This is a genomic window from Flavobacterium helocola (assembly GCF_038289885.1).
Taxonomy (GTDB): Bacteria; Bacteroidota; Bacteroidia; order Flavobacteriales; family Flavobacteriaceae; genus Flavobacterium; species Flavobacterium cheniae.
This window is the reverse complement of the sequence record NZ_JBBYHT010000009.1, coordinates 27,515-49,089: the sequence shown is the minus strand read 5'-3', so window position 1 is coordinate 49,089 and position 21,575 is coordinate 27,515. Positions and strand designations below refer to the sequence as shown.

The 21,575-nt window shown below is 31.1% G+C and carries 24 protein-coding genes and 1 other RNA gene; 13 read left to right on the top strand and 12 right to left on the bottom strand.

Translation table 11 applies throughout. From position 1 onward, the window contains the following. Both AAEO58_RS13265 and AAEO58_RS13260 read right to left on the bottom strand, forming a co-directional pair. Window positions 1-2,409, bottom strand: a 2,409-nt coding sequence (locus AAEO58_RS13265) for an HYR-like domain-containing protein (RefSeq protein ID WP_341683887.1), incomplete at its 3' end; no start/stop codon positions are given. 10 nt (window positions 2,410-2,419) lie between these two features. Next, window positions 2,420-2,890, bottom strand: a complete 471-nt coding sequence (locus AAEO58_RS13260; protein ID WP_341683886.1) for a hypothetical protein — start codon at window positions 2,888-2,890, stop codon at window positions 2,420-2,422. A 267-nt stretch (window positions 2,891-3,157) separates the two neighbouring features. Between AAEO58_RS13260 and AAEO58_RS13255 the strand changes: the two genes are divergently transcribed. The 5 genes from AAEO58_RS13255 to AAEO58_RS13235 all read left to right on the top strand — a co-directional run bounded on the left by AAEO58_RS13255 (window position 3,158) and on the right by AAEO58_RS13235 (window position 7,756). Beyond that, the gene (locus AAEO58_RS13255; RefSeq protein WP_341683884.1) at window positions 3,158-3,661 is read left to right on the top strand and encodes a SixA phosphatase family protein; all 504 of its coding nucleotides are present in this window, start codon (window positions 3,158-3,160) and stop codon (window positions 3,659-3,661) included. Next, window positions 3,642-5,726 carry a polyphosphate kinase 1 gene (ppk1, locus tag AAEO58_RS13250; RefSeq protein WP_341683883.1) on the top strand — a complete coding sequence of 695 codons (2,085 nt, stop codon included), beginning with the start codon at window positions 3,642-3,644 and terminating at the stop codon, window positions 5,724-5,726. Before AAEO58_RS13255 ends, ppk1 begins: the two co-directional genes overlap by 20 nt. Before the next feature lie 10 nt (window positions 5,727-5,736). Beyond that, on the top strand, window positions 5,737-6,627 hold the full coding sequence (locus AAEO58_RS13245) for a Ppx/GppA phosphatase family protein (RefSeq protein ID WP_341683881.1): 891 nt from the start codon (window positions 5,737-5,739) through the stop codon (window positions 6,625-6,627). A gap of 165 nt (window positions 6,628-6,792) precedes the next feature. Then, window positions 6,793-7,254 carry an IS200/IS605 family transposase gene (tnpA, locus tag AAEO58_RS13240; RefSeq protein ID WP_341683880.1) on the top strand — a complete coding sequence of 154 codons (462 nt, stop codon included), beginning with the start codon at window positions 6,793-6,795 and terminating at the stop codon, window positions 7,252-7,254. Between the two features lie 82 nt (window positions 7,255-7,336). Continuing rightward, window positions 7,337-7,756: a hypothetical protein gene (locus AAEO58_RS13235; RefSeq protein WP_341683879.1), complete on the top strand. Its 420-nt coding sequence runs from the start codon at window positions 7,337-7,339 to the stop codon at window positions 7,754-7,756. 117 nt (window positions 7,757-7,873) lie between these two features. On the opposite strand, the gene AAEO58_RS13230 is transcribed toward AAEO58_RS13235, so the two are convergent. From AAEO58_RS13230 to AAEO58_RS13220, 3 genes are all read right to left on the bottom strand, one after another. Next, window positions 7,874-8,242, bottom strand: coding sequence for a DNA polymerase III (locus AAEO58_RS13230; protein WP_291135474.1), 369 nt, complete (start codon window positions 8,240-8,242; stop codon window positions 7,874-7,876). Window positions 8,243-8,562: 320 nt separating this feature from the next. Beyond that, complete coding sequence (dnaX, locus tag AAEO58_RS13225) at window positions 8,563-9,636, bottom strand: DNA polymerase III subunit gamma/tau (RefSeq protein WP_133607073.1); 1,074 nt, start codon at window positions 9,634-9,636, stop codon at window positions 8,563-8,565. Between the two features lie 123 nt (window positions 9,637-9,759). After that, window positions 9,760-10,068 (bottom strand): hypothetical protein, encoded by a 309-nt coding sequence (locus AAEO58_RS13220; RefSeq protein ID WP_341683877.1) that lies wholly within the window; start codon window positions 10,066-10,068, stop codon window positions 9,760-9,762. Window positions 10,069-10,193: 125 nt separating this feature from the next. Between AAEO58_RS13220 and rnpB the strand changes: the two genes are divergently transcribed. Further along, an RNA gene (gene rnpB, locus AAEO58_RS13215) (RNase P RNA component class A) lies at window positions 10,194-10,519 on the top strand. A 9-nt stretch (window positions 10,520-10,528) separates the two neighbouring features. On the opposite strand, the gene rsmD is transcribed toward rnpB, so the two are convergent. Genes rsmD through AAEO58_RS13200 form a run of 3 tightly spaced genes read right to left on the bottom strand, consistent with a single transcriptional unit; the run spans window position 10,529 to window position 12,661 of the window. Continuing rightward, the gene (gene rsmD, locus AAEO58_RS13210; protein WP_341683876.1) at window positions 10,529-11,107 is read right to left on the bottom strand and encodes a 16S rRNA (guanine(966)-N(2))-methyltransferase RsmD; all 579 of its coding nucleotides are present in this window, start codon (window positions 11,105-11,107) and stop codon (window positions 10,529-10,531) included. Beyond that, on the bottom strand, window positions 11,104-11,916 hold the full coding sequence (locus tag AAEO58_RS13205; RefSeq protein ID WP_341683875.1) for a DUF3822 family protein: 813 nt from the start codon (window positions 11,914-11,916) through the stop codon (window positions 11,104-11,106). Before AAEO58_RS13205 ends, rsmD begins: the two co-directional genes overlap by 4 nt. Continuing rightward, window positions 11,900-12,661 (bottom strand): hypothetical protein, encoded by a 762-nt coding sequence (locus AAEO58_RS13200; protein ID WP_341683874.1) that lies wholly within the window; start codon window positions 12,659-12,661, stop codon window positions 11,900-11,902. Before AAEO58_RS13200 ends, AAEO58_RS13205 begins: the two co-directional genes overlap by 17 nt. 122 nt (window positions 12,662-12,783) lie before the next feature. On the opposite strand from AAEO58_RS13200, the gene AAEO58_RS13195 reads away from it, so the two are divergent. Further along, complete coding sequence (locus AAEO58_RS13195; RefSeq protein ID WP_341683873.1) at window positions 12,784-14,208, top strand: ATP-dependent DNA helicase; 1,425 nt, start codon at window positions 12,784-12,786, stop codon at window positions 14,206-14,208. A gap of 27 nt (window positions 14,209-14,235) precedes the next feature. Continuing rightward, window positions 14,236-14,964, top strand: a complete 729-nt coding sequence (gene kdsB, locus AAEO58_RS13190) for a 3-deoxy-manno-octulosonate cytidylyltransferase (protein ID WP_341683871.1) — start codon at window positions 14,236-14,238, stop codon at window positions 14,962-14,964. Here kdsB and AAEO58_RS13185 read toward each other — a convergent pair. Next, entirely contained in the window at window positions 14,961-15,665 is a 705-nt protein-coding gene (locus AAEO58_RS13185) for a potassium channel family protein (protein ID WP_341683870.1), read from the bottom strand. The two genes, kdsB and AAEO58_RS13185, sit on opposite strands and share 4 nt — an antisense overlap. Beyond that, the gene (locus AAEO58_RS13180) at window positions 15,665-16,327 is read right to left on the bottom strand and encodes a spermidine synthase (protein ID WP_341683868.1); all 663 of its coding nucleotides are present in this window, start codon (window positions 16,325-16,327) and stop codon (window positions 15,665-15,667) included. Before AAEO58_RS13180 ends, AAEO58_RS13185 begins: the two co-directional genes overlap by 1 nt. Window positions 16,328-16,383: 56 nt before the next feature. Between AAEO58_RS13180 and AAEO58_RS13175 the strand changes: the two genes are divergently transcribed. Then, on the top strand, window positions 16,384-16,941 hold the full coding sequence (locus AAEO58_RS13175) for a 1-acyl-sn-glycerol-3-phosphate acyltransferase (protein ID WP_341683866.1): 558 nt from the start codon (window positions 16,384-16,386) through the stop codon (window positions 16,939-16,941). Window positions 16,942-17,045: 104 nt separating this feature from the next. Continuing rightward, window positions 17,046-18,083: a hypothetical protein gene (locus AAEO58_RS13170; RefSeq protein ID WP_133607049.1), complete on the top strand. Its 1,038-nt coding sequence runs from the start codon at window positions 17,046-17,048 to the stop codon at window positions 18,081-18,083. A gap of 49 nt (window positions 18,084-18,132) precedes the next feature. Here the strand turns inward: AAEO58_RS13170 and AAEO58_RS13165 are convergent, their stop codons facing one another. Beyond that, complete coding sequence (locus AAEO58_RS13165; protein WP_341683865.1) at window positions 18,133-18,594, bottom strand: helix-turn-helix domain-containing protein; 462 nt, start codon at window positions 18,592-18,594, stop codon at window positions 18,133-18,135. Window positions 18,595-18,826: 232 nt separating this feature from the next. Between AAEO58_RS13165 and AAEO58_RS13160 the strand changes: the two genes are divergently transcribed. Genes AAEO58_RS13160 through AAEO58_RS13150 form a run of 3 tightly spaced genes read left to right on the top strand, consistent with a single transcriptional unit; the run spans window position 18,827 to window position 21,141 of the window. Then, window positions 18,827-20,050: a M14 family metallopeptidase gene (locus AAEO58_RS13160; RefSeq protein ID WP_341683864.1), complete on the top strand. Its 1,224-nt coding sequence runs from the start codon at window positions 18,827-18,829 to the stop codon at window positions 20,048-20,050. A 57-nt stretch (window positions 20,051-20,107) separates the two neighbouring features. Further along, window positions 20,108-20,587, top strand: coding sequence for an Lrp/AsnC family transcriptional regulator (locus tag AAEO58_RS13155; protein ID WP_026726210.1), 480 nt, complete (start codon window positions 20,108-20,110; stop codon window positions 20,585-20,587). A 44-nt stretch (window positions 20,588-20,631) separates the two neighbouring features. After that, window positions 20,632-21,141 carry a DinB family protein gene (locus AAEO58_RS13150; protein ID WP_133607045.1) on the top strand — a complete coding sequence of 170 codons (510 nt, stop codon included), beginning with the start codon at window positions 20,632-20,634 and terminating at the stop codon, window positions 21,139-21,141. A gap of 39 nt (window positions 21,142-21,180) precedes the next feature. On the opposite strand, the gene AAEO58_RS13145 is transcribed toward AAEO58_RS13150, so the two are convergent. Beyond that, window positions 21,181-21,570, bottom strand: coding sequence for a DNA primase (locus AAEO58_RS13145; protein WP_341683863.1), 390 nt, complete (start codon window positions 21,568-21,570; stop codon window positions 21,181-21,183). Window positions 21,571-21,575 lie beyond the last annotated feature (5 nt).

Sequence of the window (21,575 nt, the reverse complement as noted above, 5' to 3'; positions counted from 1 at the left end):
ATTTCCTTCACAATCCGTGAAAGTATAGGTATAGGTTACAGTTCCTTCACAAGTTGGAGCTGCAGAAATAACAGGAGCCGAAGCTACTAACACATTATCACAATTATCTGTTACCACAGGAACCAAAGGCGCTACAATATCCGCAGCACACGCTACAGTTGAAGCAGTGTTTTCTGGCATTGTGAAATCTGGTCTTTCTATGGTAAAAACCTGAGTCAAATTAGTTGTGACACATGATGTAGTTAATGTATAACTTCTGTTTACAACAGTAGGACAGCTTCCAGTAATTACATCTACATAACTTATAGTGTAACTTAATGAATTATTTGATACACTTCCACCAATATTAATAAAGTCTTGTAATGTTATTGAAACTGGAGTAGTACTAAATGGTAATCCAGTTATTGCATTTGTACTACAACCAACTATATTAACAGCTTGTGGAGATGTAATTGTAGGGTTTCCAACAATAATAATTTGTAAGGTATAATAACAACCATTAGTATTTGGTGGTACGGCATAGTAATCGAAGCTTCCTAATGTATTTGGAAATGGATTTGAACTTGTATATTCCATAGTATTTCCAGTTACAGGATAACTGTTATAAAATTGTGTTCCAATAGGATAATTTGATGCAATTGAATTGAAAGGAACTTGAGATATTGGACTACAATAGTTAAAAACAAGTTCTGTATTTGTATTTTGACAGTTTTGGTTAATAAAATTTGTAGCATCAATTGTTGTTGTAATAGCATCTAAAATAGGGTCTCCTAAACATAATCCACTACTAACATACCCTTGAATAAATGGTTTATTAATTATTTGAATACCAGTTACAGCACCAACACCATTAATAAAACCATATAATGATGCTGAAGGAACACAATTGGTATTCTTTAAAAGAAAACAATCTTCTGTGATTTTAACTTTATATTTTAGTTCTCCTAAAACGGTTGTTGGAGTGCTAGGAACAGGAAGTGTGCCAATATCCCAAATTAAACTTCCAGAAGGACCATCACTTGGGTTAAAATAAACATTGTTTGGAGTAGGTAGCGGACTAAAATTTATTATGCCCGATTGACTACCATTTACAAATGTTGTTGTGTAAGGTAATTGAATTTTTATTTGTGTATTATTTATGCTTTCAGTTCCTTCATTTAAAATTTTTATTGAGTATTCAATTTCTTGTCCAGGAGTCACTGTAGTTGTGCTAGTTGCAGGTAATCCATTTATTGTAACTAAGGACATAACACCTTCTGGATCTGGAATATACGCATCAACAGCCATAGCAGCCATAAAGATAACATAAGTGTCTTGCGTCGAGCCATATCTTAGTGTGGTAGATGTTTGATTATTCGCTATGACTGTATTCCCTGGATTTGGAATATTAAACATTGAAATATCTAATCCGGTATTGTTTACAAGATTTGGACTTCTTGTATTACCTCCAGTTTGAATAGAAGAATTAAAGAAATTATTGGTTGCATTTCCAGTGTGATTTAATGCTTGCCAATTGTTATCGCTTGATCTTAAAATATTAAAGTAATCACCGCTTATGCTACGATCACCCTCACCAGCCATTAAACCAAGTTTAATATTTACTTGGCCTGTTTGAACTGCATTAAATCCAGAAATTGGTATTTGATGACTCACAGTTGTGCTTCCTTGCACATAAGCATGACCATCAAAAACGGTAATATCGCGCCATTTCATTTTAGAGTTTTCATAAACTACAATGATTCCCCATCCTCCGTAATAACCTGTTCCTCCGCCATTTCCTTCAACAAGTGCGATGTCAGCAACAGTATATTGACCTAAACCATTTGTTTTTACGTATTCTGTAATTTCTGCAAATGCAGAATACATAAAACCATCATTTGTTTGTGGATAATAAATATCATTGGTTCCTGCGGTAATTTCTGTATAAGTAGCCGCTGATGGTCCTTTTAATTGAACTTTCCTTTTATTTAATGTTTTAGTAACTGAGTTTTTCGTGACGTTAAAAGTATCTGGACTATTTGAACCATCTGATGCTCTTCCTGTCCAGTATAAACCAGCAAAAACTATTTTTGAACATTCTGGAATGGCACCATTTTCAGTTGAAAAAGTCAAATTTGCACTTGAAGAATTAAAAGTATTGGAATTTCCATCAACATCGACATAAACCATGTTATTATTACTATTAGGTTCATTTACATCATAATTGTTTAATGTTAAATTAGTATTTCCTATTATAGTAAAATCCCCTTTAATATTATATATACTTGTTGAAGGGCTAGCAATTGCTTCTCTAGGTGTAAAATTTACTCTAACCTGAGAATGTATTGTAAAACTTAGTGAAAGAAGAATAATTAAAATTAAATTTTTTCCACTAAAATTAACAACTTTTGAGTAATTTTTTGTATTCATAGCTTGAGATTTATTGTGGAATACTTATTATGTAGGTTATAACAATACTCTGATTAATAAGATTAATAATAGATGGACTTCCTATAAAATCTGTTTCAATTATAATGTGAATTACTTCCAAATTTGTTAAAGGATTTAATAGATTTAAATCGATTGGATTTGAATTGTTTTGAAGTCTTAAAATACAATATTTCAAATTTTGTAACAGAGCTGCATCAACTTGACTTAACTGACTTAAATTATCGTATTTTATGTCTATAATTTCGAAATTTTCATAGCTATTCCTAGAAGATACATTTGTATTGACTATCAATATATCTCTTGAATTCAAAATAGATTCAATCTTATTTTTAAGAGTTTGATCAGATTGAAGTGCTACAGAATCATAGTTATGAATGACTTGTGCATTGAGCTTAATTATGCAGAGAAAAAATAAGCATAAAAAATGTATTTTATACTTGTGCTTTATAAAACTTTCCATAATAATAATTTTACTAAATTAATGATTACAGTAAGTTGATTTTAAGGTTGGGTTTTGGGGGTAGAAAATGAAGTTAAGTTTTAAAAAAAATGGGGGAGTACAATTTTTTGTTAGAGCTAAATTACTCAAAAACTAATAGTTAGCTGCAATTAGGTCAGTGTTTTCGATAAAGTGTTTAAAAAAATCTACTAACTAACTTAAAATTGGCAAAAGCTTTAACTTTTAATTCAAAAAAAAGTAGTAATTTGAATCTCTAAACTAATAACTATGAAAAATTTAATACTTATTAGACATTCTAAATCAAGTTGGGATGCTCCGGTTCAGGATATTGATAGATCTATCTCTCAACGAGGTGTTAAGGATGCACATCTAATTGCTTCAAAAGCACCAGAAATTTTACCTCGTTCTTATATTGTTTGGTGTAGTAAAGCAAAACGAACACAAGAAACGGCTTTTATTTTTTCACAATACTTGTCTATCCCTTTAGAAACGATTCGTTTTTCAGAGGATTTGTACACTTTTGATGCTAAGAGCTTAGAAAAAAGCATAAAAAAATGTGAAAATTCATATGATAGCCTAATTCTTTTCGGACATAATGAAGCTATTACAAAATTTGTTAATAAATTTGGAGACCTTTATATAGATAATGTACCAACATCTGGAGTAGTTGCTTTGCAATTTGATACTGATGATTGGAATAACATCTCAAAAGGACAAACTAAAGCAACATTATTTCCAAGCCAGTTTAAAAATGAACAATCCTACAAATAACTATATAGATAGAGAAAAAAGTTGGTTAACATTTAACGCAAGAGTACTTCAAGAAGCTAATGATGAGAATGTACCTTTATTAGATAGATTTCGTTTTCTTGGAATTTTTTCTAATAATTTAGATGAGTTTTTCAGAGTTCGTTACGCGGCCATTCGTCGTATGAGCCTTGAAACTACTGAAACCGAAAAAATTCTAGGTGTTCCAGCTGAACAATTACTTAAAGAAATTACCGATATTGTAATCGAACAACAATCGGAAAGTTTACGCATATTAAGTGAAATCGAAAAGAAATTAGAAAAAGAGAATATCTATATTATTAATGAAAAGCAAGTAACTAAAGATCAAGAGATTTTTATTCACGATTATTTCATTCAAAAGGTAAGTCCGGCTGTAGTAACTATCATGTTAAATGACTTAGAAGAATTTCCTCTTCTAAAAGATACTTCAGGATATTTAGCGATAAAATTAGTAATGAATTCGGAAACTTCGCAAAAAGAAGTCCGTTACGCTGTTATCGAAATTCCGCATACTATTAATCGATTTGTAGTTTTACCTTCAAATTCTGAAAAGCAGTATATTATTCTTTTAGATGATGTTATACGTCTTAACTTAAATAGTATCTTTAATATATTTGATTATGAAAGCATTTCGGCTAACATGATTAAAATTACGCGTGATGCTCAGTTAGAATTCGATAGTGATTTGAGTAAAAGTTTAATGGAAAAGATTTCCAACTCGGTTAAAGAAAGAAGAGTAGGAGAACCTGTTCGTTTTGTTTACGATCAAGCTATTGGAAAAGATACTTTGGAGTTTTTCCTAAAAGGAATGAATATTTTAAGTTCTGATAGTATTATTCCAGGAGGAAGATATCACAATCGTAGAGATTACATGAACTTCCCAAATTTAGGACGATACGATTTATTATACAGAGAAAATCTACCATTACCGGTTCCAGGATTATCATTAGAAGGAAGCATTTTAGAGCGAATCAAAAAGAAAGATTATTTACTTTACGCACCATATCAGTCTTTTTCTTATATCATTAAATTTCTGCGTGAAGCGGCTTTAGATCCAAAAGTAGCTTCCATTAAAATTACGTTGTATCGTTTGGCTAAGAATTCGCAAATTGTGAGTTCTTTAATTAATGCTGCTAAAAACGGAAAAAAAGTAACTGTTCAAATCGAATTGCAAGCGCGTTTTGATGAAGAAAGTAATATTTCGTATTCAGAACAAATGCAAACCGAAGGTATCGAATTAATTTTTGGTGTTAAAGGTTTAAAAGTTCACAGTAAAATTTGTGTCATCGAGCGCATTGAAGAAGGAAGAGTTAAACGTTACGGATTAGTTTCAACCGGAAATTTCAATGAAAATTCGGCAAAAGTTTATACTGATGTTACGCTTTTTACAAGTAATGTTGAAATTTTGAAAGACGCTGCAAAGATTTTCGATTTCTTTGATGTGAATTATCGAGTACACCGTTACAAACATTTGATAGTTTCTCCACATTATACACGAACTCGTTTTAACAAGTTAATCGACAGAGAAATTTTAAATGCCCTTTCTGGAAGAGAAGCCTATATCAAATTGAAAATGAACAGTATATCTGATTTTAAAATGACGGATAAATTGTATGAAGCCAGTAAAGCTGGAGTAAAAGTTCAATTGATCATTAGAGGAATTTGCTGTTTAATTCCAGGTGTAAAAGGATTAAGCGAAAATATTGAAGCGATAAGTATCGTTGATAATTATTTAGAACATTCCCGAATTTATATTTTCGGAAATGCTGGCGACCCTGAAGTTTTCATTTCATCAGCCGATTTTATGACCCGAAATTTAGATGCAAGGGTAGAAGTAACGTGTCCTATTTATTACAAAGAGATTAAAAAAGAATTAATCGAAACTTTTGAAATAGGTTGGAAAGCCAATGTAAAAGCACGAATTCATTCAGCCGATTTACTAAATCAGTACAGAAAACGTGGCGATGAAAAACCGTTTAGAGCCCAACAAGAAATGTACAATTATTACCAAAACAAATTAGACGTAATTGCAGAAGAGTTGCAATAATAAAAAATAAATGATTACAATAAAAAAATATGCGGCTATCGATATCGGTTCCAATGCCATGAGGTTGTTGGTAACTAATATCGTAGAGCAAGAAGGTTGCGCTCCTCAATTCAATAAAAGTTCCTTAGTTCGTGTTCCAATTCGTTTAGGACAAGACGCGTTTACGGTTGGCGAAATTTCGGAAGAAAATATTGACCGAATGGTTGATGCCATGAAAGCTTTTAAATTATTAATGAAAGTTCACAAAGTTGAACATTATCGTGCTTGTGCTACTTCAGCCATGCGAGAAGCCTATAATGGAAAAGAAGTTGTCGAAATCATTAAGAAAAAAGCCGATATTAAAATTGATATTATTGATGGTAAAAAAGAAGCAGCTATTATTGCGGCTTCCGATTTAAAACAATTCATAACTTCTGATAAAGCGTATTTATATGTTGATGTTGGTGGTGGAAGCACCGAATTCTCTTTGTTTTTTGAAGGAAAAATTATTGCATCCAAATCATTTAAAAACGGAACCGTTCGCTTGTTAAATGAAATGGTAAATGATATCGTTTGGCAAGAAATGGAAAAATGGATTAAAGCCAATGTAGAACCATTTGAAAATATTACGCTAATTGGCTCTGGTGGAAACATCAATAAATTATTCAAATTATCTGAGAAAAACCAAGACAAACCGCTGTCATACATGTATGTGCAATCGCAATATCAAAAGTTAAACAGCATGACATACGAACAACGTATTGCCGATTTAGGTCTAAACCCAGACCGCGCCGATGTAATTATTCCAGCGACAAGAATCTATCTAAACGCCATGAAATGGAGTGGCGCCCGACATATTTACGTTCCAAAAATCGGATTATCTGATGGTATCGTGAAAGCAATGTATTATGGGAAGATATAATAATTAGTCCCGTAGGGACGTCATCTTGGTAGATAAAAAAAATAAAAATCAGCATAAGTCCCGTAGGGACGACATCTCGGTAGAAAAAAATAATTGGTTAACCGAGTCCCGTAGGGACGACATATCGGTAGATTTTGGACAACAATCGGTAAATAATATTGATTTATGGCAAACACATACACACAAATTCACATCCAATTTGTTTTTGCGGTAAAATATCGAAACGGATTAATTCATTCGTCATTCAAAGATGAATTATACCAATATATTACAGGAATTATCAAAGCAAATAATCATAAGATGTTAGCCATTAACGGAATGTCAGACCACATTCATATTCTAATCGGAATGCGTCCAACACAATCTATTTCCGAATTAATGCAAATCATTAAAGCCAATTCATCTAAATGGATTAACGAAAAAAAGTTTTTGAAGGTTAAATTTGAATGGCAAGAAGGTTACGGAGCATTTTCGTATTCCAAATCACATGTTCAAAATGTAATCAATTATATTCAGAATCAAGAAGAGCGTCATAAAACGAAATCATTTCAAGAAGAATATTTGGAATTTTTAGAAGCTTTTGAAGTGGATTATGATGAGCGTTACATTTTTAAAGAGCCTATTTAATGTCATCCCTACGGGATTTTAGAAACAGTTAGTTATTAGTTACCAATATTTCATCCCTAACGGGATTTTAAATTTAATCAAAATGAAAAAAAATATATTATTAAACCTCATAATTATTGCAATATCAGTAACAAGCTGTTCAAAACTTAATCAAGCTGAATATAAATTTGTTGGTGAATATCAGTATGAAATTGTTAATGATAGTTTATTCAATAATACTTATTTAACAGAAGACAGTTTTGGTTATTTAATTGGTGATTTAGAAATTCCTGGTGTGAAAATTAGAGACATAGAGCATTTAGACAAAACTAAAGATTACATAATTTCTAAAGACAATCCTATAAAAGCTGCGTATACAAACTCTAAAAAAAATGATAGTGAAGGAAGTTATAAAACAAAACTAAAACCTTTGGATGTAATTAAAGACTCAACTAAAAAAACAAATAAAATTTACATTTACGAATTAAAATCTAAAGGAAAATACAGGTTGCTTGTTGGTTAACCATAAAGAGAAGAAATAAACTGTTGTTAACCCAAGTTTTTTTGCTACTTTATTTTCATAGATAATATGTCTTTTTACTCAAATTTGAACTTTAAATTTTAAAGATATATATTTTCCTTAAACATCCAAATCAAACGTCTTTCTCAACAATTCAATGGTAGGATTAATTTGTTTTAATCGTTCAAATTTTTCTTGTGGTGTAAAGGCGTATTTGTTTTCAACCGTTTCATTAACCACTACTTCAATAGTAATATCATGGTTGTGTAATTTACCTCTTAAATAACCTATTAATTCATGGCAACCTGTTAAAAATTCTTCCTTTGTACTTTGATTAGGGAGTTCTAATGTAATGGTAGTTCCGTTTAAGGTTGGATCGTTCATTTGCATATAAGTCGCCATTAAACGCTTTCCAGAATCCGTCATTTTTTGCGCAAATTTATTCCATTGCAACAACATATCGGTTTCGTTAAAAACTTCCGAAGGCAATTCTTCTTTGTGCTTTTGATGCTGATTTTGTTGGGCTTCTAAGTCTTTTTTAGCTTTAATACTCGCTAATGAAAGTGCCGAAACTTTAGTTCCCGTTGGATTTAAATTCGTTAAAACTGGCTTAGGAATTTCTGGAACTATTGGAGCAACTACTTCATTTTGAACTTGAGAAATTTCCGCAACTATAGGTTCGTTTACAACGGTTTCTGCAACTACAACAGGTTTTGGTTCCTCTGTTGGAATTTGCGCTTTAATCGTTGAAACTTCAGTAATAGAGTAGGAGTTGTTCTTGTAATAAGTAGCCGGAATTATAAATTTAGCTACTTTTTTTTTTCTCCATCAAAAGTGATAGAGGCTAATTGCATCAAACAAAGTTCAACTAAAAGTCGCTGATTTTGACTGACTTTAAATTTCAAATCGCATTCGTTTGCCAATTCAATTCCTTTAATTAAAAAGTCGTGCATGGCTTTGTGCGATTGTGCAGCATATAAAGCTTGCGCTTGTTCTCCAGCTTCTAATAAAGGAAGAGTAGCCGGATTTTTACAAACCAATAAATCTCTAAAATGCGATGCCAAACCTGCAATAAAATGATGTCCATCAAAACCTTTTGCTAAAATATCATTGTAGGCAACTAATAAATCTGGAATTTTATTTTCTAAAATTAAATCGGTGATTCTGATGTAATATTCAAAATCTAATACATTTAAATTTTCGGTAACCGCTTGTCTGGTTAAATTATTCCCACAATACGAAACTACTCTGTCAAAAATAGACAAAGCATCACGCATAGCGCCATCTGCTTTTTGAGCAATAATGTGTAATGCATCATCTTCGTAAGCAACACCTTGTTCTTTAGCAATTTCGGCTAAATGTTCTTTCGCATCTTTAACCGTAATTCTTTTAAAATCAAATATCTGACAACGCGATAAAATCGTTGGTATTATTTTATGTTTTTCAGTAGTCGCTAAAATAAAAATGGCATGTTTAGGTGGTTCTTCTAATGTTTTAAGGAAAGCATTAAAAGCTGCTTGAGAAAGCATGTGCACCTCGTCGATGATATAAACCTTATATTTTCCTGTTTGTGGAGGTATTCTAACTTGGTCGATAATACTTCTAATATCGTCAACACCATTGTTAGAAGCCGCATCTAATTCGAATACATTAAACGAAAAATCTTCATACGGGTCATCATAACCTTCTTGATTGATTTTTCGAGCTAAAATACGCGCGCAAGTTGTTTTTCCAACACCACGTGGTCCAGTAAATAATAAGGCTTGCGCTAAGTGATTGGTTTCAATAGCATTCAACAAAGTATTTGTAATAGCTTGTTGACCCACAACATCTTTAAATGTTTGCGGACGATATTTACGAGCTGATACGATAAATTGTTCCATAAATTCTATTGAAACACAAATATAGAGGTAAAAATTCCAAAAGGCAAATTCCGAAATCTAAATTGAGGAAAATGTTGCTAAAAGTTATTCACAATTTTCAGATTATTGAATCTTGAACTAATATTAAAGAGTAGGAGTGTGTTTGTTTTTGATGGCTAATTTAGATACTAATTCTGCATTTTCATCTGATGAATTTGCAGAAGTTCCTGTAACAAATACACCTTTTAGTCCATATTTTGAAACGATACCATAAACTGAAGCCTGATCGTCTGGATTGGAGTTTCCTTCGTAATAGTAAATGTGATTGATGGTATAGTTTTCGGGATGTAAAACGATATCTTTTTCATTTTGATTGAAATCAAAAGTAAATCCTTTCTCTCTTAATTTTTTTAAAGCTTCTGAAACCGAGGCATAATGATAGATACTTGACATATTAATGAGAATTAAAAGATTTGTGGACTATAAATTTACAATTTAAATAAAGAATAAAAGCCAAACGTTATGTTAAACTATCTATTAAAATTTCTTTAAAACCATATAAATTATTGTAAGTTTGCACCGCAGACCGCCTTATCGTCCGTGTGTAAGCATGGTAGGAAAGTCCGGACACCAAAGAGTAGCATAGCGGGTAACGCCCGTCCGTTGAAAGGCGAGGACAAGTGCAACAGAAAGTATGTACAGGTAATGCTGTAGTGAAACCAGGTAAACTCTATGCGGTGAAATGTCAAGTATATCAGCAGTTTCTGAGCAATCAGAATAAGGGCGACTCGTCCGATGTTGAAGGGTAGACAGCTTGAGTCACGCAGTAATGTGTGATCTAGATAAATGATAAGGGTCCGCCATTGGCGCGATACAGAATCCGGCTTATAGGTCTGCATTTTTTTTGAAGATTTTATCCTTCATCTTCCTCTTCAATATCTTCTTCTTCGTCGCTTTCAAATTCGTAAAAAGAAAATACCGAACCACCATAACTTTTTGAAAAAGAGAAATTTGTTAGATGTTCTAATTTAGTATGTTTGGAATGTTCTACAATCAACATACCTTCTTCGTCTAAAATTTCGTTTTCAAAAATAAGCTGAATAATTTTTTCAAAATTTTCCTGGCCTAAATCATAAGGAGGATCAGCAAAAATGATATCATAACTCGCTTTACTTTTTTCTAAGAATTTAAAAACATCACTTTTGATAACGCTGATATCTAAATCTAAATCGGTTGAAGTTTTTTTAATGAAATTTACACAACCCATATCGCCATCAACACTTGTAATTGGTCCAGCGCCACGAGAAGCAAATTCATAACTGATATTACCAGTTCCTGCAAATAAATCGAGTACTTTTAATCCATGTAAATTAAAATAGTTATTCAAAATATTAAATAACGATTCCTTACACATGTCGGTTGTAGGACGAACAGGTAAATTTTTAGGTGCAACTAATCTACGCCCTTTGTGTTTTCCGGAGATAATTCTCATGAATGGTATAATATAAAGTGATTTCTTAAAGCAGTAGGAGTTACTTCTAAAATTGAAGCTTTACTAGTAACATCTAATAAACTACAATTTCTAATGTATTGGAAAGCTATTTTAAAACAAGCGTCTTCTTCAGAACAATTTCCTAATATTTGAACCAAAATAGTTTCAGGATTTAGTTGTAGTTGCTCACAAGTGAACAAAATATAGTAAATAAAATCTTCTGGTGTTTTGTATTGAAATGAATTAAAAAGAATTAATTGTTGATTTTTTACCACAATTAGTTCAAAGTGTTCTTTTTGTAAGTGAACAAAGACTTGCTTTTCTTCTTTGTTTTTAGATAAATCGAGTAGTTGTTTTACCAAAATAGAATTCGCATTTTGGTATTCAAAAGTTTCATATTGATCTAATAAGAAGTTGTTGATATTAACGAAAGGCACATAAATGTTATTCATTTCATAAGGAAAAACAACATCATAAGTAAAAAAATCGGTTTCAAAAACTTTGGTATTGTATTGCAAATAACTCGCTAAAAAATTAGCATCAAATAATGAAGTAGGTACAAATGCATTCAGATTATTATCGTGCACCACCATTACTTCATCGTAGGATTTTGTAAGAATAGGATAATCAACAAAAGTGCGCCATAATTGTTCTTCAATCACTTTGTTTTTCTCAAAGGGAATTGACATGGTATTGATTACCTTGTTGGAAATTAAATCAAAGACACAAAAAGAAAGTCCACTCAAGGAAACCTGAATGGACAACTTTTTATATGTTTTTTGAGTAATGTCGTTATTCGTTATTACCATATTTTTTTGGCCAGTTTCCAGTAAGAGTTACTTCTTCTAGTGAACCTAAAATAATTTGTGGACCATTGATTTCGTCAATAGACTCAACTTTATTTTCTTGTTTTACTAATTCTTGATCTAAATCTTTTAATAAAGCATTTTTGTCAATAATAGCTTGGAATACAGAAAGATTCATATCGTTTCTACTAACAACTCCTGTTTTCATAGATACTGGAACTTCAACTCCACCAACTTTTACAACATTAAGTCTTTTGTAACGATCAGAGTTTTTGAATAATGAATCTTTAACAGATACAGAACCTAATTTAGTAATGATTACTTCATCTTTAAAGAAACCACCAACACCATCAGCACCAACAGTGATACCAAAAGCAGCATTTTTAGCAGCATCAATAACAGCAGTATCTTTTCTAGAAATAATTTCAAATTGTCCGCTTTCAACAAATTTGATTAATTCCTCAAATGTATCTGCATATTTTCCATTTACAGATTTGTAACCCGTTTGAAGTTTTTTGATGTCTAACATTGTTTTAACAGCAACTTCATAACGAGCTTCTTTTTCATTTTGAAACTCAATAGGTTTCATAATAGATGAGTATATTAAATATACAAGAAAAAGAGAAATTCCCCACAATACTGCAGTGAATATTTTTTTATTTCCAGGTGTAACAAATTTATCAATTAGTTTAACCAATGCAAAGATTAAAACAATCAATACGACTAAATAAATAGCAATTTCTAACATTTGAATAATTTATTTTTAGTTAAATAGGTACGCAAATCTACAATTTTTTTTTCTACACAAAAGAATTTCTTGCAAAAATCATCAGTATATTTGAAAAATTAATATTGGCCAAATCCATTTTTATGACTTATAAGCTGTTTTACAATTTATTACAAAATAATTTTCCGCATCAACCCACACAAAAACAAGAAGTTTTTTTTCAGAAAATTGCCGATTTCATTTTGAATTCGACTTCTGATGATATTTTTGTTCTCAAAGGTTATGCCGGAACGGGTAAAACAACCATAATTTCTACGGTTATTAATAATTTAGGCGATGTTAATATGAAAGCGGTGTTATTAGCTCCAACAGGAAGAGCAGCAAAAGTGATTAGTAATTATTCAGGAAAGCCAGCATTTACAATTCATAAGAGAATTTATTATCCTAAAAAAAATAAAACGGGAGGAGTGAGTTTTACTTTACAACAAAATAAATTTAGGAACACACTTTTTATAGTAGACGAGTCTTCTATGATTTCAGATACGAATCAAGATTCTAAATTATATGAAAATGGTTCTTTGTTAGATGATTTGTTCTTTTATGTAGAAGCTGGAAAAAACTGTAAATTGCTATTAATAGGAGATACCGCCCAGTTGCCGCCAGTAAATATGAGTGTGAGTCCAGCTTTAGATATTGATTCACTTTCATTACATTATCAAAAAAATGTGCATCATATCGAATTAGATGAAGTAATGCGTCAGGCAGAACATTCTGGAATTTTGTATAATGCTACTGAATTACGTGAATTATTACATTCGCATTTTATTGATACGTTTCAATTTAAGCTAAAAGGATTTAAAGATATTGTTCGTCTGCAAGATGGATATGAAATTCAAGATGCTATTCATCAGGCGTATGATAATTATAGTATTGAAGATACGGTTTTCATTTTACGTTCTAATAAAAGAGCCAATCAGTATAACCAACAAATTAGAACTTCCATTTTATCCAAGGAAAGTGAAATTTCAACTGGAGATTATATGATGGTCGTAAAAAATAATTATTTTTGGTTAAAAGAAGAATCAGAAGCTGGTTTTATTGCGAATGGCGATATCATTGAAATTTTAGAAATCAGAAAAATTCAAGAGTTATACGGATTCAAATTTGCAACTGTAAAAGTCAGAATGGTTGATTATCCCAATCAAATTCCGTTTGATACTGTTATCATGTTAGATACAATTATGAGCGAATCACCTTCGTTAACTTATGAAGAATCGAATAAATTGTATCAAGAAGTGTTATTGGATTATGAAGACGAGCGTCAGCAATATAAAAAATTACAGAAAGTTAAGGAAAATGAGTATTTCAATGCCTTGCAAGTTAAATTCTCTTATGCGATAACGTGTCATAAATCGCAAGGTGGCCAATGGAAAACGGTTTTTGTAGAGCAACCTTATTTACCAGAAGGAATCGATATCGATTATGTACGTTGGTTATACACCGCCATCACACGTGCAGAAGAAAAATTATATTTAATTGGATTTAAAGATGAGTTTTTCGAAAATTAATACATTTGCAATCAAACTAAATCAACCATGAAAATCATAGCTGTAATTCCTGCTCGATATGCATCCACACGTTTCCCTGCAAAATTAATGCAAGATTTAGGTGGCAAAACTGTAATTCTTAGAACCTATGAAGCAGCTATGTCAACAAATTTATTTGATGATGTTTTCGTGGTTACGGATTCCAATTTAATTTTCAATGAAATTATTTCGAATGGAGGTAAAGCCATCATGTCTATAAAAGAACACGAAAGCGGAAGTGACAGAATTGCGGAAGCAGTTGAAAACATGGATGTTGATGTTGTAATTAACGTGCAAGGTGATGAACCATTTATTAATAAAAAGCCTTTAGAAGAATTAATCGAAGTCTTCAAAAACGATACCGAAAAGAAAGTTGATTTGGGTTCTTTAATGTTTCAAATTATTGATAAAGAAGAAATTAACAATCCAAATAACGTAAAAGTTATTACGGACCAACAAGGTTTTGCTCTTTACTTTTCGCGTTCAGTAATTCCATTTCCAAGAGATGAAAATGCAGGTGTTCGTTATATGAAACACATCGGAATTTATGCTTTCAGAAAAGAAGCTTTGATGGATTTTTATCGATTACCTATGTTATCATTAGAGGCTTCTGAAAAACTAGAGCAACTTCGTTATTTAGAATACGGAAAACGTATTAAAATGGTTGAAACTTCGCACGGAAGCATCGGAATTGACACTTTTGAAGATTTAGAAAAAGCTAGAAAGTTATTGTCTTAAATTTCTTCGTCTTCAAAATAGCCTTTACTTTTAACTTTTGTTGAGAAAAAATTTAAAAATAAGATTACAAACGATAAAAAGAATAGTGCTTGTAAACTAACCAATACTTTTCCAAAAGTGGTAATAGGGTAGTAATCTCCGTATCCAATTGAATTTGAACTTATTAAACTAAAATAAACCGAATCGAACCAGTGTTCAAAAGGTTTATTCATATTATCTCCCAAAGTATACAAAACTGCAAACGAAACTACAACTTCAATGTAATTAAAGAACAATAATAACATTGAACGTTTATAAGAGCGGGGTCTTGAAAATAGATCGGAGGCAAAAATCAATGTTGGAATATACAGTATGGTTTCTAATAATAAAAAGACCAATATCCAAATCACATAATCATGATTTTGCCAGTCATTTATCAGAATTAAGAATGGAAAGATCACCTTAGACAAAACATATAAATCCATGGCCAAATCCTTATATTCATGACCAAATTTATTGGCGAAATGTTTAATATAAATACCTAAAAATAACAATTGAGAAATCGATAAAAACAAACGAACAATCTTCTCAATCCCATTATCATCTTCATGATCATTGTTCCAAATAGATTGAATATTAGAAATTCTCTTATGAAGTGGACTAATTGGATGAGAATGCTTTTCACTGACTTTTCCCACTAAAAGTTTTTTTACTACACGCATTAGGCTAATTTTTTAATGGTAAATAATTCGTTGTGGACTTCAATTTTCGGATACAATCTAACAGAGTAGTTGTTGTCAAATTTGCTTTTATAAATCGCATTTCTTCTTCTATCTTGATAATCTAAAACCATGGTATTGAATAAGATAAATCCATTTACATTAAGTAAAAAATTAATACGATTAATAAAGAAATCTTCAAATAAAAAATTCGGCATTGTTGTATCTTGGAAAATGTCAATTATAATTAAATCGTATTTTTCTTTGGTTTTTAAAACGAATTCAAATGCATCATCAATTACGATTGAAACATTGTCGTGTTTTCCTAATCCAAAGTATTTTGTTGCCAATTCTACAACAGCCGCATCAATTTCTACGCCTGTAATTTTACCTTCAAATTTTACTTCTTTTTTCAGCGTCTCAATTACACTTCCACCAGCAACGCCTAAAACTAATATCGATTCAAAATTTTGAATACGCTCGTAACCAATGTATTTTAATCCTTTTTTTAACACGCGCTGTAAACTTCCAAAAGAATAATTGGTATTTTCAGAATCTAAAACCAAATACCCATTATTCCAGGTAACTTCTAGATTTTTACTGTAAACCGATTTCTTTTGGTGAATTTTTATAGGTAATAAAAAACTCAATAAGCGCTTAATCATGTAATTTTGTTTGTAATCGTAAATATAATTTTATTTTTGTCTCAAAATAGTCTAGTATGAAACAAATTATATACAAATTTATTTTCTGTAAAATTTTTGGATGGAAAGTAGTTGGAACTATCGCTCCAGAAGTTAAAAAATGTGTTTTAATAGCCGTTCCACACACGAGTTGGTGGGACTTTTTCCTTGGTATTTTTTCACGAGGTATTCTAAATATTGAAATTAATTATGTGGCTAAAAGGGAATTATTCGTGTTTCCGTTTAATTATTTTTTCACTTGGACAGGAGGAACACCTTTAAATCGTCAAAAAAACGAGAACAAAGTAGATACAATTGCCAAAATATTTAAAGAAAAAGAAATTTTTAGATTAGCTATCGCGCCAGAAGGAACTCGAAAAAAAGTAACCGAATGGAAAACCGGTTTTTATTATATGGCTTTAAAGGCCAATGTACCAATTGTCCCAGTAGCTTTTGATTACGGAAGAAAACAAGTGGTTTATCATGAACCATTTTATCCAACTGGAAATATCGAAGCGGATATTAAATTTTTAGAATCGTATTATAAAGGAGTCATAGGAAAAGTTCCAGAATTGAGTTATGTTCCAAAGGAATAATCTATTTAAAGTGTTTATTATTAGGAAGATAAAATAAATTTCACTCAAAATAAAACCAAGAAGAATAGTTTTTCGTAGATAGAAGAAACCAAAACTTTTAACAAATGAAAAAACTATTTTTACCTCTAGCTTTAGTAGCAGTTTTATTTACTTCTTGTAATGACGACGATTCTTCAATGGTAACTCCTGAACCAGAACCAATTGATCAAACACCAACTCCGGCTCAGGAATTAAAATTGGTAACCACTAGTAACACATCAGGAAAAATATCATTTACAGATTTACTAGCGACAACGCCTACTGCAAAAAGTTTTACAATTAGTTCAACGGATGCAGATGGTGTTTACTATGATACATTTAAAGATCAAGTAGTTTTGGCTTCTCGAACCAATAATAGAGTAGAAGCTTATAACGGATTAAGAAATGCCATCATTTCATCTGCAACAACATTAGATTTATCGTTTTCTTCTTCAGTGGATTTTACAAACGCTCGTGAAATTGCGGTTTCAGGAGATAAAGTAGTGGTAGCTCAAGATCAAAATGCTGGTAATGGAAATATCAGCAAATTTTATGTATACCAAAGAAATACAACTGGATTTACACTTTTAAATACATACACTGTAGATATCAAACTTTGGGGAATCCATTTAGATGGAACTACCATGTATGCAATTGCAGATAATACTAGCGATTTAGTAGTTTACAACAATTTCTTTTCAAATGCTACAGGGTCAATTTCGGCTTCAAAAAGAGTTACAATTGAAGGTTTAGTTAGAACACACGGAATTACTTATTCTCCGCAAGATAATGTAATGGTTTTATCTGATGTAGGATTAGCTTCAAGCGCAACCGACGGTGGTTTAGTGGTTATTAATAACTTTACTTCTGTACTAAACATGACGAATAATTTGGGAACAATTGCTATGAACAATCAAATTAGAGTGTACGGACCTAATTCTATGTTAGGAAACCCTGTCGATGTTGCTTATGACCACGTAACAAATGCAATTTATGTAGCAGAACGCTTGAATTCAGGCGGTTTAGTTTTAAAATTTGCTTTCCCAACAATGTCAGCAGATGCAACACCTCAAATGAGTAGAGCAGAAGCAGGAGTAACAGCAGTTTATTTACACCGAAGATAAAGGTTAGTTATTTAATTATTTAAGAACTCTGGAGAAATTCAGAGTTTTTTTATGGTTTATAGTTTTTGAAAGTTCCGTTTTTAAAAAACACTACAATGCGCTCAATTTCTTCAGGAGAATTATTTTCTGTTTTAATCGATTCTACAGCATTGCTTTCTGAAAGAGTAGGAGGAATTCCTTTTTCAACAGTCGAAAATAAATCAAGTTCCGAATTAGGGACTTCTACAATTGGTAATGAAGATGTACTTTTTTCAATTTCTAAAACTGAATGAGCCACAATTTCAGATTTCGGAAAATTTCCTTTTCCATTTAAAATCCAATACAAATCTACTTCAGGAAAAACATCAATTACTTTGATGATAAAATCTAAGCTAGGTTTATTTCTCCCAGAGAGTAGGTGAGACAAACTCGAACGCTGTACATTGATTTTATCCGCAAATGCAGAAGCAGATAAATTATAATAATCGAGTATAATTTCTAAACGTTTAATAAAATCATCGATGTTTACCATTGTAAATAGTGAATAGATTTAAAGAATTACAAATGTAAACAATAATAGTGAATTAAGCAAGTTTACAAATGTAAATAGAAGGTTTTAATATAAATAAAGACTTAATGTAAGTAATATTAATAAACTGATTTACAATAATATAATTATTTTTATTAGACTAGTATTAATCTTGTAAACATGACTAATACTAGGGAGTTATTAAAGGTATTACAATAGTTTACAAAAGTAAATTATGCAGTGTTTTTACATGTTTACAAATGTAAAATATAAGTTGTTTACATTTGTAAATCAAAAGAAAGCCATGAATTATTTACAATTAGCAACTCAATATTTAGAACCAAAACTCAAAGGAAAGTATATTCATTTAGATACTATTTTACCAATATTAGAATCATTAAATTCAGATTTTGAGATTACTAAAATTGGAAAATCAGTTCAAGAACGAGAGATCTATCAAGTAAAAATAGGAACAGGAAAAACAAAAATTTTGATGTGGTCGCAAATGCATGGAAACGAATCTACCACGACAAAAGGGTTATTTGACTTCTTTAATTTTTTACAATCGGATAATGAAATAGCGAATCGCATTAAAAACGAATACACCTTATTATGTATTCCTATGTTGAATCCAGACGGAGCATTCTTATATACAAGGGAAAATGCGAATACAATTGATTTGAATAGAGATGCTTTTAATGCTACTCAACCAGAAATGCAAGTCTTACATAGTGTTTGTAAAAGTTTTCAACCGGATTATTGCTATAATTTACACGATCAAAGAACTATTTTTGGTACAGAAGGTTTTAATTTACCTGCAACGGTTTCTTTTTTATCGCCAGCTTACAATAAAGAGAGAGAATACAACGATGTTCGCTTAAAAGCAATTCATATAATAAACAAGATGAATAATGCGTTACAACAATACATTCCTAATCAAGTTGGACGTTTTGATGATAGTTATAATGTAAATTGTACAGGTGATTATTTCACTACTCAAAATACGCCAACTATTTTATTTGAGGCGGGACATTATGCAAATGATTATCAAAGAGATATCGTTCGTGGCTATATTTTTATTTCGCTTTTAAGTTCATTTGACGTGAGTTACGAAAACGTTATAGTTGATAACGAATTGATGAATTATTTGAAGATTCCTCAAAATAACAAATGTTTTTATGATTTTATTTACAAAAATGTCAAAATTATTGATAATAGTGAAGAAAAAATAATTAACTTTGCAGCTCAATATACTGAAGTAGTGCAAGATGGTCAGTTAAAATTTGTGGCAAGAATCATTAAAATAGATGATTTGCAGGATTTTATAGGACATTTAGAATACGATTGCAAAAATGGTTTATTTACTTCTATTGGAAAGCATTTTCCAATAATAGAAGAAAAAGCTGATTTTTTTATCAATAATTTAACAGAATTTAACAATGGTGTAAAAATTATTTGATAAATTTGCTTCAGATTTGAATAAAAATCAAAAATTTAACAAATATTATAAGCACTTATGAGTAAGTTTCGTTTAGATGAAGTAGATCATCAAATTTTGGACATGTTGATTGATAACACGAGAGTTCCTTTTACAGATATTGCAAAAAAATTATTAATTTCTGCAGGAACGGTACATGTTAGGGTGAAAAAAATGGAAGATGCAGGAATCATTCAAGGTTCTTCTTTGACATTAGATTATGAAAAATTAGGTTATTCTTTCATTGCTTATGTTGGAGTTTTCTTGCACAACACGTCACAAACTAAATTCGTTTTAGAACGTATCAATCAGATTCCATTCGTAACAGTTGCTCACGTGACTACTGGAAAATTTAATATTTTCTGTAAAATTAGAGCTAAAGACACTAAACACGCTAAAGAAGTTATCTTCATGATTGACGATATTGAAGGTGTATACAGAACTGAAACCATGATTTCTTTAGAAGAGAGCATCAACGACAAAAAACGTTTAATGCATACGATTTTTAAAGAATTGTAAAATACGAAAGCCTCTTAATGAGGCTTTTTTTATACCTTTAAGTTATGAAAAATTTACAACCAAACGAATTTGCTCCCTATTATGAGAATTATATCAAATTAGTTCCAGAGCAAGATATTATTAAAGGACTTACAATACAAAAAGAAGAAATGTTACATTTCTTTAAATCTGTACCAGTTTTTAAGCATGAATTTCGATATGCAGAAGGGAAGTGGACTGTCAAAGATATTATACTGCACTTAATTGATGCGGAGAGAATATTTGCTTACCGCGCTTTACGAATTGCAAGAAATGATAAAACTGCTTTGCCAGGATTTGAGGAAAATGATTATGTGATTACGGCTAATGCAAATAATAGAGAATACGAAAGTTTGTTAGCCGAATATGAAAGTGTTCGAAATGCTACAATAAGTCTATTTGAAACTCTTTCAGGTGAAGATTTATTACGTTTAGGAACAGCTTCAAATTGCAGTGTATCTGTTAGAGCTATTGGATATATAACACTCGGTCATGAATTGCATCACAAGAATGTAATTTTAGAACGTTATTTGTAAAAAAAAAGGGATTCAATTTTGAATCCCTTTTTTTGTGTATTAATCTTCGTCGTCATCGTCAGCATCATCGTCGTCTCCGTCTTCTGAGTCTTCGATATCATCTGAATCATTTGAAATATCATCGTCGTCGTCATCTTCTTCAATGTCTAAATCTTTCAGACTTCCGATTTTTTCATCTGGTACAACTACCACATCATCTTCAATAATGTCGTCTTCGTCATAGTTTTCAATTCGGTCAGATAGTTTTGTACTCACTTTTACTAAAAAAATAGTGTCTTCAGTTCGTACTTCTACTGCCTCAATTGTTTCATTCTTAGCGTTTTTAAAACGAATAATATCCGAATCATCATATCCGTCAGGAAATTTCTCAACTAGTAAGGTTAAGATTTCATTTGTTAATTTTGCGTAATCAACAATAACTCTTTTCATTGGGT

What these genes read in the sequence shown, in the direction of transcription:
- AAEO58_RS13235 (WP_341683879.1), top strand. Translation starts at nt 7,337, where the DNA reads ATGAAAAAAAATATATTATTAAACCTCATAATTATTGCAATATCAGTA.
- kdsB (WP_341683871.1), top strand. Translation starts at nt 14,236, where the DNA reads ATGAAAATCATAGCTGTAATTCCTGCTCGATATGCATCCACACGTTTC.
- ppk1 (WP_341683883.1), top strand. Translation starts at nt 3,642, where the DNA reads ATGAACAATCCTACAAATAACTATATAGATAGAGAAAAAAGTTGGTTA.
- tnpA (WP_341683880.1), top strand. Translation starts at nt 6,793, where the DNA reads ATGGCAAACACATACACACAAATTCACATCCAATTTGTTTTTGCGGTA.
- AAEO58_RS13185 (WP_341683870.1), bottom strand. Translation starts at nt 15,665, where the DNA reads ATGCGTGTAGTAAAAAAACTTTTAGTGGGAAAAGTCAGTGAAAAGCAT.
- AAEO58_RS13195 (WP_341683873.1), top strand. Translation starts at nt 12,784, where the DNA reads ATGACTTATAAGCTGTTTTACAATTTATTACAAAATAATTTTCCGCAT.
- AAEO58_RS13205 (WP_341683875.1), bottom strand. Translation starts at nt 11,916, where the DNA reads ATGGTAATAACGAATAACGACATTACTCAAAAAACATATAAAAAGTTG.
- dnaX (WP_133607073.1), bottom strand. Translation starts at nt 9,636, where the DNA reads ATGGAACAATTTATCGTATCAGCTCGTAAATATCGTCCGCAAACATTT.
- AAEO58_RS13170 (WP_133607049.1), top strand. Translation starts at nt 17,046, where the DNA reads ATGAAAAAACTATTTTTACCTCTAGCTTTAGTAGCAGTTTTATTTACT.
- AAEO58_RS13255 (WP_341683884.1), top strand. Translation starts at nt 3,158, where the DNA reads ATGAAAAATTTAATACTTATTAGACATTCTAAATCAAGTTGGGATGCT.
- AAEO58_RS13245 (WP_341683881.1), top strand. Translation starts at nt 5,737, where the DNA reads ATGATTACAATAAAAAAATATGCGGCTATCGATATCGGTTCCAATGCC.
- AAEO58_RS13260 (WP_341683886.1), bottom strand. Translation starts at nt 2,890, where the DNA reads ATGGAAAGTTTTATAAAGCACAAGTATAAAATACATTTTTTATGCTTA.
- AAEO58_RS13165 (WP_341683865.1), bottom strand. Translation starts at nt 18,594, where the DNA reads ATGGTAAACATCGATGATTTTATTAAACGTTTAGAAATTATACTCGAT.
- AAEO58_RS13175 (WP_341683866.1), top strand. Translation starts at nt 16,384, where the DNA reads ATGAAACAAATTATATACAAATTTATTTTCTGTAAAATTTTTGGATGG.
- AAEO58_RS13180 (WP_341683868.1), bottom strand. Translation starts at nt 16,327, where the DNA reads ATGATTAAGCGCTTATTGAGTTTTTTATTACCTATAAAAATTCACCAA.
- AAEO58_RS13150 (WP_133607045.1), top strand. Translation starts at nt 20,632, where the DNA reads ATGAAAAATTTACAACCAAACGAATTTGCTCCCTATTATGAGAATTAT.
- AAEO58_RS13160 (WP_341683864.1), top strand. Translation starts at nt 18,827, where the DNA reads ATGCAGTGTTTTTACATGTTTACAAATGTAAAATATAAGTTGTTTACA.
- AAEO58_RS13200 (WP_341683874.1), bottom strand. Translation starts at nt 12,661, where the DNA reads ATGTTAGAAATTGCTATTTATTTAGTCGTATTGATTGTTTTAATCTTT.
- AAEO58_RS13145 (WP_341683863.1), bottom strand. Translation starts at nt 21,570, where the DNA reads ATGAAAAGAGTTATTGTTGATTACGCAAAATTAACAAATGAAATCTTA.
- AAEO58_RS13155 (WP_026726210.1), top strand. Translation starts at nt 20,108, where the DNA reads ATGAGTAAGTTTCGTTTAGATGAAGTAGATCATCAAATTTTGGACATG.
- rsmD (WP_341683876.1), bottom strand. Translation starts at nt 11,107, where the DNA reads ATGAGAATTATCTCCGGAAAACACAAAGGGCGTAGATTAGTTGCACCT.
- AAEO58_RS13220 (WP_341683877.1), bottom strand. Translation starts at nt 10,068, where the DNA reads ATGTCAAGTATCTATCATTATGCCTCGGTTTCAGAAGCTTTAAAAAAA.